Raw genomic sequence first — 11,658 nt, 5'->3', positions numbered from 1 at the left:
CGACCGGCTAGAATGGTGTATCGATGCCTAGTTCCGCACAGAAGCCCGCGATTACCTCCGCATTGGCCTCCAGTTCCTTGTCGAGCGATTGGAGCTCGGCGCTGACGGCGGCCAGGTCTACCGGCTCCTCCTCCTCGAAGGTGTCGACGTAGCGGGGGATGTTGAGGTTGTAGTCGTTTTCGGCGACCTCGGACAGGGGGGCAACGTAACTGTACTTGTCCTGGGTGACGCGGTCGCGGTAGGTGCTGACGATCTTGTCGATGTGCTCGGGCAGCAGCACGTTCTGGTTCTTGGCCTTTTCGAAGTGGGCGCTGGCGTCGATGAACAGCAGGTCGTCGGGCTGCTCGCGGCACTTTTTGAAGACCATGATGCAGGTGGGGATGCTGGTGCCGTAGAAGATGTTGGCGGGTAGACCGATCACGGCGTCCAGGTAGTTGCGCTCCTCGATCAGGAAGCGGCGGATATGGGCCTCGGCGCCGCCACGAAACAGCGCCCCGTGGGGGAGTACGATGGCCATTTGCCCGTTGTCCGCCAGCTGGTGCACCATATGCTGTACGAAGGCGAAGTCGGCCTTGCTCTTGGGGGCTAGCCGGCCGTACGGACTGAAGCGGTCGTCGCCGTTGAACAGGTCGTTGGCACTCCACTTGGCCGAGAAGGGCGGATTGGCTACGATGGCCTCGAAGCGCTCGTCGACGTGCTGCGGCCGCTCCAGCGTATCCTCCTGCCGGATGTCGAAGGCGTCGTATTTCACCCCGTGCATGATCATGTTCATGCGCGCCAGGTTGTAGGTGGTGCGGTTGAGCTCCTGTCCGTAAAAGTAGGCCACCTCCTCGACCTCCTTGCGCACCCGCAGCAGCAGGGGGCCGGAGCCGCAGGTGGGGTCGTAGACGGTCTTGAGCCGGTGCTTGCCCTTAGTGACCAGCCGGGCCAGCACGGTACTCACCTCCTGGGGGGTGTAGAACTCCCCGGCCTTCTTGCCGGCGTTGCTGGCGAACTGTCCGATCAGGTATTCGTAGGCGTCGCCGAGCACGTCGGTCTCGGTGTCCTCCAGGGCAAAGTCGATCTTATCCAGGTGACCGAGCACCTTGCTGACTAGAGCGTTCTTGTCCTTCTCCGAGCGGCCCAGTTTGGAGCTGGTCAGGTCGAGGTCTTCGAAGAGCTTATCGAAGTCGTCCTCACTGGCTGTACCCATCGTCGAGGCCTCGATGTTGCGCAGGATGGTGGTGAGGTCTTCGAGGATAAAGTCGGTACGCCGGGCGATGTGGTAGAACAGCTCGTCGGGCCGCAGGAAGTAGCCCAACTCGTCGAGGCAGGCGGTGCGGATCTCGCGTAGGTATACGTCGTACTGGGGGTTGGTTTCCTTCAGTCCGTCGTACAAGAAGCCGTCACTCTCCTGCAGCAGCTTATCGTTCACGTAGTTCTCCAGCTGCTCGCTCAGGAATTTATAGAAGATGAAGCCCAGGATGTAGTCGCGAAAATCGTCGGCGTTCATCTTCCCGCGCAGGGTATTGGCGATGTTCCAGAGCTGGGTCTCTAGCTGGGCTTTGTGGTTGGTAGACACTGGGGGTGGGAGGGGTGTGAGGTGTGAAGGGGTAAGGTAAAACAGTTTGTGGGAAAGGGGGCGGGGGCGGGGTGGATTGAGTTTATACCGGCTGATCTGTAGATTGTGAAGAAGCTACGGGTAGTAAACTAGACACATCAAGCCTACCTAGTGGACCCTTACACTCCTTGCACAGCTTAGTTAGCGCTTTAGTCACCTCATCGACTAAGTCCTTGCGCTCTTGCGGCTCGAATAGCCTTGCGAGCAGTTGCGGGGTACTGAAGTCGAGCAGGGTGGCCTGGCAGGCCCACCAAAGGATAGTGGTTCGGTTTTCATTGTAGAAGTCCACATCCGCTAATACATCCTTTACGTGTTCTCGCTCAACCCACGAACTATTAGCCACTACCCCATATTTGACGATACTCGTCGCAATGGTCGGCACTCCTTGCACCTCAATTCTTGTGGCTTCAATCCAGTCATTATGACGAATTACAAGTGACGTATGTGATTTAGAAGCGACGTCCTCATATTTCATTTCCTTGGCCGGCCCGATCACCCAGTCACCTGCATCTAGATTTTCTCCTACCCGCTTGCTTACGTCCTTTAGGAAGCTTACTACCGCATCCGTTCGTGTCCCTTCAAACGCAGCGTGTACCAGGTGGGCCGCTACATATTGCTTACCGATTGCTTTACTTACTTCCTCGTTCATCATATCATTCGTTAATTGACCGGTGAGTTTCTTGATTAAGTTGCTATACTGCTTGATCGTCTCCCGTAAGGGTGCGTGATCAACCGCTTCGCGTTTGCATTCCTGAAGCCAGATTACAATATCCTTCCTGTACGATAGCAATTCATAATCCACTCCGGCAGTAAGTTTGAGGCTATTCGAGAAGGTGCTTTTTTCAGAAGCTATGTCTCCCTCTATCGTCAGGTAAATTAAGAGCGGTCTCTCTGGGGTATCGCTACTGAGATGATTGTGGTACCGTAGGAGCTGCAATGGTTGATCATCTGCCCATATCTTATTCTCTATGATCACTTTTTGATCACCCGTTTGCAGATAAATATCTGCCCGGCCGTTTCCGTCCGGCAACCATTTTTCTGCTTCTACATAGGTTTCTTCGGTTACTGTGAAATTGTAATCGTCAAATTTGGCGAAGAACAATTGCCCAAACACCGCCCCCATCTCGTGCGTGCCCTTAGGATTCAGCAAATCCGCGATAAATGCAGAGTGCAGGTACGCCTCATCGTGCTCCTTGCGCAGTAAGGAGAAGATGTTGTAGTTCTCCCGCTTCAGTCTGGTGATCTCCTCACTCTGCCGAGCCACTGAACCGACCGTTTGGAGTAAAGTGTGGACCGCAACAGTCGGGTAAGGATCAGGAGGCATATATCTAGGTGAGGGGTATACGTGTATTCCCCAAGGATACTACATATTATCTGCTGTTACCTACCATGCCGCGGCCCCGCTATAGCATCATTGGGGTTACCGCCGCTAGATCTACTAGTATAACATCTTCCAACAAGCGATCGTCAGGGTGGATTTAACCGACTAAATTGAACATCTACTCTTCAGATTAGTAGGTTAATGGATGACGTGACGCTAGTCAGTCAGCTACCTCAAAAGCAGTATAGCCCTCAGTTTGCAGCCGCAACCGCTACATTAGCCCGCGGCCGGCACCCTCCCTACCCCACCGCGCGGCCCCACCCCCCAAGTCTACCCCCTATGCACTTACGCATCGCACTCTTCCTTCTCCTGTGCTACGGCTGCCAAACCCCGGATCCAGCAGCAGCCCCCACGACCCAGCCGCCGGCACCCCTGACCTTCACCCCCCTAGCATATGCCGACTCCGCTTCCCTCCTCGGCGATAGCATGCCCTACCGGCGGATGTACGTCGAAACGCTGGTCGCTAGCGGTGGCGACCCCGTATTGCGGGATACCCTCAATGCGCTCATCACACGGCAGCTCCTGGATCGGATGCCGTCGCCAGACAGTACCCTCGAAGAACTGCTCCATACGTCGGTACAACAGTCGCTAACCGCCTACACTTCGCAGGAGGTAGACGCACAGGCCGTGCGCGAATCACCCTACCAGTACGTGCACATGGACGATCACCGCACGGTCGTCGAGTACCAGTCCGATAGCCTGTATGTGCTAGCCCATAACCACGCCTTCTACTCGGGCGGAGCCCACGGGATGTACTACACCGTGCTGCTGACCGTAGCCACCGATCCCGTACGGCACCTGCGGCTGACCGACGTATTCAAGCCGGGTACGGAGGCCGCGCTGAGTAAGCTGCTCACCGCCCGTACCAAGGCGCCCGGCGTCGCGTACACCACCTTCGAAGATACCATCCCGGCGACCGAAAACTTCGCCCTGCTACCCGACGGCATGCGCTTTCTGTACCCGCCCTATGAGATCGGTCCTTACGCCGCCGGCGAGATCGCGATCGAGCTGCCGTACGACGAGCTGCGGCCGCTACTGCGTACGTCGATGCTTCCCCTTATCGATCGCTTCCGGTAGCCCGACCGACCATCCACCGCACCTGCGAACACGCCCATCGACGTATTTTCACCCCATGCGCTACATTTTACTCCTCTGCCTCCTGGCCAGTCTCCCCCTTCACGCCCAGGAACCCGCCCACTGGCTGCGTCACGGTAGCATCTCGCCCGACGGCAACCACATCGCCTTCACCTACAAGGGCGACCTGTATACCGTACCCGCCGCGGGCGGGGAGGCCACCCAGCTCACCTACCACGAGGCCCACGACTATATGGCCACCTGGAGCAGCGACGGCCGCCGACTCGCCTTTGCCTCCAACCGCTACGGCAATTTCGACGTGTTCGTGATGCAGGCGGCGGGCGGACCGGCCCAGCGCCTCACCTACCACAGCAACGACGAAGTACCCTACACCTTCACCGACGGCGACAGCACGGTCTACTTCGGCGGCATCCGGCAGGACGCCGTGCAGCACCGACAGTTTCCCCACCGCTCCCAACCCGAACTCTACGCCGTAGGCAGTACCGGAGGGCGGGTAACGCAGGTGCTAACGGTACCGGCCGAATACGTTCAGGTGAGTCCCGACGGCACTACCCTGCTGTACCACGACAAGAAGGGCGGCGAGGATGAGTACCGCAAGCACCACACCTCGTCGATCGCGCGCGACATCTGGGCCTACGACCGCACGACGGGTACCCACCGACAGCTCACCACCGACAAGGCCGAAGACCGGCAGCCGGTGTACGCCGCCGACGGCGAGAGCTTCTACTACCTCAGCGAGCGCAGCGGCAACTTCAACGTGCACCAGCGGCGGACTGACGCGGCAGACAGTGACCAGCAACTGACCGACTTCAGCATGCACCCCGTCCGCTTCCTGAGCACGGGCGGCGGCGTACTGAGCTTCGGCTACGACGGCGAGCTGTATACCCTGCGCGAGGGGGAAGCCCCGCGGAAGGTGAAGGTCACGATCCGCCGGCAGGACATCAGCAACAACGACCGTTTTATTTCGCTAGACGACGAGATCACCGAGATGGCCGTATCACCCAACGGCAAGGAGATCGCCTTCGTGGCCCGCGGGGAGGTCTTCGTGACCTCCGTAGAGGAGTCCTTCACCAAGCGGCTCACCAGCACCCCCGAGCCGGAGCGCTTCGTGAGCTGGGGACCGGAGGGCAAGTCCGTCGTCTACAGCAGCGAGCGCAACGGCAAGTGGAGCATCTACGAGACCAAGAAGCTGCGCGACGAGGAGCCCTTCTTCTTCGCCGCTACCCTGCTGGAGGAGCAGCCCATCATCGAGAACGGCACCGACAATTACCTGGCCCAGTACGCCCCCGACGGCAAGTCGCTGGCCTGGATTGAAGGCCGCCGCAAGCTCAAAACCAAGGTGGTCGCGACCGGCGCGGAAACCACCCTGCTCGACTCCACCGACCTGTTCCACATGCGGGACGGCGATAAATACTTCACCTGGGCCCCCGACAGCAAGTGGCTGCTCGTAGAGTGGGACGTGCTGCTCAATAATAGCGAGGTGCTGCTAATGAAGTCCGACGGCAGTAAGCGTGTCAACCTGACCCAGAGCGGCTACTACGACTCATACCCCAAGTGGGTCAATAAGGGCGAGCAGATGATCTGGTTCAGCAACCGGGACGGACTGAAGTCCTACGCCACCAGCGGACAGTCAGAGGTGGACGTCTACGCCATGTTCTTCACCCAGGCCGCCTGGGACACCTTCAACCTCTCGAAGGAAGAGCACGAGCTGGTGGAGGCGATCGCGGAGGCCAAGAAGAAGGAGAAAAAGGAAGAAGCCAAAGCGAAGGACAGTAAGAAGAAGGAAGAAAAGGAACCGAAGAAAGACAGTACCCAGGTCGACCCCCTCACCTTCGACTGGAACAATATGCGCGAGCGCACCAAGCGGCTGACCATCCACTCCTCCCGCCTCGGCGATGCGGTGCTGTCTAAGGACGGTGAAACGCTCTACTACCTAGCCCGCTTCGAGGACAAGCTCAACCTCTGGAGTACCGAGCTGCGCAGTCGGGAGACCAAAATGGTGCTTAAGCTCGGCGCCAGCAGCGGCAGCCTGGAGTGGGATAAGGAGATGAAGAACCTCTACCTCCTCAGCGGCGGCAAGATCAGCAAGCTGGACCTGGAGAAGGAGAAGCAGACCCCCGTCAAGCTACAGGGCGAGATGGCCTACGACGAGCAGGCCGAGCGGCAGGCGATGTTCGATCACGTATGGCTGCGTACCAAGGCGGTGTTCTACCACTCGGACTTCCACGGCATCGACTGGGACACCATGCGCACGGAGTACGAAAAGTACCTGCCCTCGATCGGCAACTCCTTCGAGCTTACGGAGCTGCTCTCCGAGATGCTGGGCGAGCTGAATGTCTCCCACGCCGGCGCCCGCTACCGGCCCAAGGGTTTCGACAATCCCGATAAGACGGCCTCCCTGGGTGTGCTCATGGATACCGACCATACGGGTAGTGGCATATTGGTCGAGGAGATCCTGCTCGGCGGTCCGCTCGATAAGGCCAGCTACAATATTGCCCCCGGTATGGTCATCGAGCGCATTAACGGCGATACCGTAGCGGCCGACCGCGACGTAGCCCGCTACCTCAACCGCATCGAAGATCAGTTTACCTTACTGGATGTGCGTGACCCGCGCACGGATTCCCTGAAGACCATCACCGTCAAGCCCATATCGCTCAGTGAGGAATACCAGCTGCTGTACAAGCGCTGGGTGAAGATCAATGAGGCGGAAGTCGACTCGCTGAGTGGCGGTCAGCTGGGCTACGTCCATATTCCCGGTATGAGCGACGGACCCTACCGCAGCATCTACCAGGATATGATGGGTAAGTACTTCGAGCGCAAGGGTATGATCGTGGATACCCGCTTCAACGGCGGCGGCGACCTGGTGGCCGACCTGGCGATGTTCTTCACCGGGGTACCCTTCATCAGCTACGCTACCGAGGCCAAGGTCGTCGGCGGCGAGCCCACCTCACGCTGGACCAAGCCCACCCTGGCCCTGATCAACGAGGCGCAGTACTCGGACGGCCACTGCTTCGCCGCCGGCTATACCGATCTCAAGATCGGCAAGACGGTCGGTATGCCCACGCCGGGCACCTGCAGTTTCGCGGGCTGGGAGCAGCTGCCGGACGGTACGGTCTGGGGTGTGGTACCGGTCAGCGCCAAGGACATCGACGGCGACTGGATGGAGAACAACCAGACCGAACCACTGATCGAGGTGAAGAATATGCCGGGTGTGGTGGACAAGGGCCGCGACCAGCAGCTGGAGCGGGCCGTCGAGGTGCTGCTGGAGGACGTCCGCTAGGCCTGCCACCGCGCATTTGGGGGGGATATGGTTGGATATTTCGGAATCTCCTATATATTAGATTAAAGGAGATACCCGAAACGCCGCAAAGTGAGTAGGGAGGCGAAGCCGAAAACCTGATCAGAGTAGGCACTATACAAACTCACCGCTATGTTAAAAACACTTACTACGTCCGTATTCATCTGTTTGCTGGTCGTGCTCTGTACCTCGGTAGCCGTTGCACCTCCGGTAGCTACCGCGCCCGTCGCACTTACCCCCGCCGCCGCCCTGGCCGAAGCCGGTCTGCCCGCCGGTACGGTCGATAAGATAGAGGATCTCCTAACGATGACGCCCAAGGAGTACCGTAAGCTGACCGGCAAGAAGTTGTCCCTCAAGGAGGTCATCGTACTGAAGGCCGCCCAGAAGAAGATTAAAAAGCAAATGCGCTCCGGCGAGCGGCAACGTGACGATATTCCCGTCTCCAAGGGCCTGTTTATCGTATTGGCCATATTCGTCCCGATCGCAGCGGTGATCATGATGGGTATTGCCGACGAATGGTCCGGCAACCGCTGGTGGATCGCACTGATCCTGTACGCCCTCTGCTACATTCCCGGGCTGATCTATACACTTACCAAACTGAATGACTTTTCGTATAACGAATAGGTCATATACCCTAGCGGTCGATGGTCGACCACGCACATAAAGTGGTCCGGGAATACCCCCGGACCACTTTTTTATCTTTAGCCCCAAGCTACCGTGTCCATGCGCAGAACACTTCATTACCTATGGCTAGCCGCGCTACTGCTCTGTCCCGTCGTACTCTGGATATTGCCCGCCGATTTTTTCAATGACGGTAACGGACTCAGCTGTCCATCGCAAGTACTGCTGGACATAGAATGCCTGGGCTGCGGAATGACCCGGGCGGTCATGCACCTCCACCACTTCGATCTTACCGAAGCGATCTTTTACAATACCGGCGTACTGCTGGTGTACCCCTTTCTGGTCTGGTTCTGGCAGCACTGTGTGCGCACCGAGCTGCGCTGGCTGGAGCTCTGGCCCCGGCAGACTACGAAGCTACCCGCCTAAGCCTTCGCTAGCGGAGCAACTCCTCCACCGCCGCCTCGGTCTGCGCGTCCTTGCCCGCTGCCACCTCCCCGGGCTGCAACTGCACCTTCAGCGTAGGCTCAAACTGGGTGTTCTCCAGGAAGTAGCCTTCCTCCACCTTCCAGCCCCCCATAGGAATACCGAAGTAGAGCGTAGGATCGATCTGCGTTTCCCACCACACGAAGGTGCCGGTACCGGGTACGGGCATGCCGACCGTCTTACCTATGCCCTTGATGGTGTAGGCTACGGGGAAAATGTGGGAGTCGGAGTAGCTGCTCTCGTTGACCAGGACGATACTGGGCTTGGTCCAGCGGTTGAGGGGCTCGGAGCCGATGTACTGTCCGTGGGGGATCAGGTCCATGTAGGCCTTGCCGTCCAGGAAGTCAGCCAGCCGGTCGTGCAGGTTGCCACCGCCGTTGAAGCGGATATCGACCACCAGGGCCTTCGCGCCGATGTGCCGACCGAGTGCCGCATCGACCACGTCGCGCATACTGGCGTCGTTCATGGCCCGTACGTGTACGTAGCCCAGCTCACCGCCGGACAGGCTATCCACCAGAGCACGTTGCTGCCGTACCCAGCGGTCGTACAGCAGTTCGTTCTCCGCCCCCGTGCTGATGGGTTCGACGGTTTCTGTATGGGTATCCTTACCACTCTGAAAGGTCAGCAGCACCCGCTGTCCGGCCGTCCGGTTAAGTGCCTGGTGCAGCTGCCCGAGGTGACTGACCGACTGACCGTTCACCGCGGTGAGCACGTCGCCGGCTTCCACCTGTACGTCGGCCTTGTCGAGCGGACCGTCGCGCAGTACTTCCTCGACTACGAGGGACTCACCGTCGAGAGAAAACAGCATACCCAGTGCCGCCGTCTTATCGCCCAGCGGCTCCGACATCCGGAAGCCGCTCCCGGTATGGCTGGCGTTGGTCTCTCCCAGCATTTCGCTGAGCAGTTCGGCGAAGTCGTAGTTGTTGTTAATGTCCTTCAGCTTGGGCCGGTAGGCGTCGCGGTAGAAGGCCCAGTCCACGCCCTGCATATCCTCGACGTAGAACTTCTCGCGCATCTGCCGCCAGGCGTGGTCGAAGATGTAGGCGCGCTCCTCGGCGGCCTTTAGCACCATCTCCCCCTTGGACTGTAGCTTCTTCACCGTACCGTCGGCGATGGTGACCAGGACGGGATTGCCGTCGGCCAGCAGGAAGATAGATTTACCGTCGCGGCTCAGTTCCATGCCGCCGGCGCGGTCAGCTCCGAGCTCGGCTAGGCTCTCTGTCTTTTCGTTGCGCAGACCGATCTTATGCAGGTTGTACTTGCCGTCGGTATCGGCGAGGTAGAATAGCGTCTCGCCGTCCTCACTCAGCAGCTGGTCGGCGTAGGCATCGGTGAATTCGGTCAGGCGCTTCTTGCGGTCCTCCAGGCCGGCCCACTCGATCTCGAGCGGCTCCACATCCAGGGAGTCTTGGTCTTCTTTGTCCTTCTTCTCGTCTTCTTCTTTCTTCTCCTTTTCCTCCCCTTCCTTGACCAGGCCGAACTCCTCTTCGCTCAGGGTGGCGCGGTCGCGGGCTGCGCGAGTCAGGTAGAGGGCGTAGGTGTTGCCGTCACCGCTAAACCAGCCATTCTCGGCCCGGTTGCCCTCGCGGACGCTGTAGTAGTACAGCAGGCTCCCGTCGCGGCTGAACTTGGCCCCGCCGTCGCTGTAGCCGCCGAAGGTGACATTGGTGGGCTCGTTCTCCTTGGTGATGTCGAGCAGGGCCACGTTGGTGAAGAAGGCTACCCGTTCGGGCCGACCGAAGTCTGCGGCCAGGTAGCGGCTGTCCGGCGACCAGGCGAAGTGCATGTCGCCGTCAGAGTAGGAGTAGTTGTGCTCGGGACCGAGGACCATCACGTCCTTGCCCGACTTCAGGTTACGCACCATGACGGTCTTGCGGTTCTTCAGGTAGGCCACCTTTTCGCCGTCCGGACTCACGATGGGCTGAAACTCCTCCGCCTCCGTAGTCACCACGGGTTCTTCCTGCAGCAGGGTGGCGGTGAAGAAGTAGGGCTCCTCGTCGCGGTCGATGCTGGTTTTCATGATGTCCCAGCTCGTGTCGCTCTCGGAGGCGTAGTAAAGTGCCCGACCCTCCGGGTGCCAGCTCACGCTGCGTTCCTGCCGGGCGGTGTTGGTGATGCGTTTGGTGGTGCCGGTCTCGACGCTGCTCACGAACACCTCGCCACGTACAACGAAGGCATACTCCTTGCCGTTCGGACTCAGGGTGGCTTCCGTGAATTCGCCCGCTAGAGGTTTCACTGCATCCTGCGCCTGGCGCCCGTCGTAGTTTAGTTGGATGTCCACTTTTTGGGCCTCCTCGCCGGGGCGGAGGGTGTACAGTTCGCCGTGCCAGCTGAAGGCCAGGAGGCCGTCGTCGCTGCTGGACAGGAAGCGTACCGGGTGGCGCTCAAAGGTGGTCAGTTGGGTGGCCTCGCCGCCGGCTGCGGGCATGGAGAAGACGTTGAAATCGCCGCTGCGCTCGCTGAGGAAGTAGACCGTCTGACCGTCCTTGCTCGGCACCGGATGGCGGTCTTCTGCGGCGTGGTCGGTGAGCTGCTGGTAGCTGCCGTCGGCCGTGCGGTAGCGCCAGATATCGCGGGCGATGGCGCTGGTGTGGTGCTTGCGCCACTCGTTCTCGTAGCCCTTCTGGTCCTGGTAGTACAGGTAGTCGCCGGCGTAGCGCGCCTCTTCGGCGGGTACGGTAAACACCTGGCTGATGGTACCGTCGTCCACCGCCACCCGGTACAGTTCGGGCTGTGCGCCACTGGGGAAGAGCATATTGGAGGCCGCATCCTGGTAGCGTCCGCCGAACACCACCGCCGAGCCGTCGGGGGTGAAGGTGTAGGGGTAGTCGCCGCCGCTGTGGTAGGTCAGTCGCCGGGCTGCTCCGCCGGTGGCCGGCATGACGAACACATCGAAGTTGCCGTAGCGGTCACTAGCGAAGGCCAGCTGGCTACCGTCGGGGCTGTAGACGGGCATGAAGGCGTAGTCCGCCCCGATGGTGACCGGGCGGGCCCGTCCGCCCTGGGTGGGTACGGTGAAGATGTCGCCCTGGTAGGAGAAGGCCAGGGTGCTACCGTCAGGGGAGATGACCGGGTAGCGGAGCCATCCGGGAGCGTCCTGGGCGCGTACGCAGGTGCAAAGAAGTAGGGCGAAGAAGCAGAGTAATCGGGTAAGCATCCGGCAGGGTTGATTTGCTACGA

Annotated in this window: 7 protein-coding genes; 4 read left to right on the top strand and 3 right to left on the bottom strand. The window is 59.7% G+C overall.

The window, feature by feature from the left end:
- Positions 1 to 7: 7 nt before the first annotated feature.
- On the bottom strand, positions 8 to 1,561 hold the full coding sequence (locus tag MJQ68_RS03715) for a type I restriction-modification system subunit M (RefSeq protein ID WP_238749632.1): 1,554 nt from the start codon (positions 1,559 to 1,561) through the stop codon (positions 8 to 10).
- Positions 1,562 to 1,643: 82 nt separating this feature from the next.
- Complete coding sequence (locus MJQ68_RS03710; protein ID WP_238749631.1) at positions 1,644 to 2,924, bottom strand: PDDEXK-like family protein; 1,281 nt, start codon at positions 2,922 to 2,924, stop codon at positions 1,644 to 1,646.
- Between the two features lie 336 nt (positions 2,925 to 3,260).
- On the opposite strand from MJQ68_RS03710, the gene MJQ68_RS03705 reads away from it, so the two are divergent.
- The 4 genes from MJQ68_RS03705 to MJQ68_RS03690 all read left to right on the top strand — a co-directional run bounded on the left by MJQ68_RS03705 (position 3,261) and on the right by MJQ68_RS03690 (position 8,421).
- Positions 3,261 to 4,058, top strand: coding sequence for an RsiV family protein (locus MJQ68_RS03705; protein WP_238749630.1), 798 nt, complete (start codon positions 3,261 to 3,263; stop codon positions 4,056 to 4,058).
- 55 nt (positions 4,059 to 4,113) lie between these two features.
- A complete protein-coding gene (locus MJQ68_RS03700) occupies positions 4,114 to 7,356 on the top strand; it encodes a S41 family peptidase (RefSeq protein ID WP_238749629.1) in 3,243 nt (1,080 codons plus the stop codon).
- A 150-nt stretch (positions 7,357 to 7,506) separates the two neighbouring features.
- Positions 7,507 to 7,998 (top strand): YqaE/Pmp3 family membrane protein, encoded by a 492-nt coding sequence (locus tag MJQ68_RS03695; RefSeq protein ID WP_238749628.1) that lies wholly within the window; start codon positions 7,507 to 7,509, stop codon positions 7,996 to 7,998.
- 99 nt (positions 7,999 to 8,097) lie between these two features.
- The gene (locus tag MJQ68_RS03690) at positions 8,098 to 8,421 is read left to right on the top strand and encodes a DUF2752 domain-containing protein (RefSeq protein WP_238749627.1); all 324 of its coding nucleotides are present in this window, start codon (positions 8,098 to 8,100) and stop codon (positions 8,419 to 8,421) included.
- Between the two features lie 7 nt (positions 8,422 to 8,428).
- Here MJQ68_RS03690 and MJQ68_RS03685 read toward each other — a convergent pair whose 3' ends face one another.
- Entirely contained in the window at positions 8,429 to 11,635 is a 3,207-nt protein-coding gene (locus MJQ68_RS03685; protein ID WP_238749626.1) for a S41 family peptidase, read from the bottom strand.
- Positions 11,636 to 11,658 lie beyond the last annotated feature (23 nt).

This window comes from Neolewinella maritima (genome assembly GCF_923081025.1).
GTDB lineage: Bacteria > Bacteroidota > Bacteroidia > Chitinophagales > Saprospiraceae > Neolewinella > Neolewinella maritima.
Note: the sequence above shows the minus strand (reverse complement) of the source record. Positions and strands in the feature narration are given on the sequence as shown.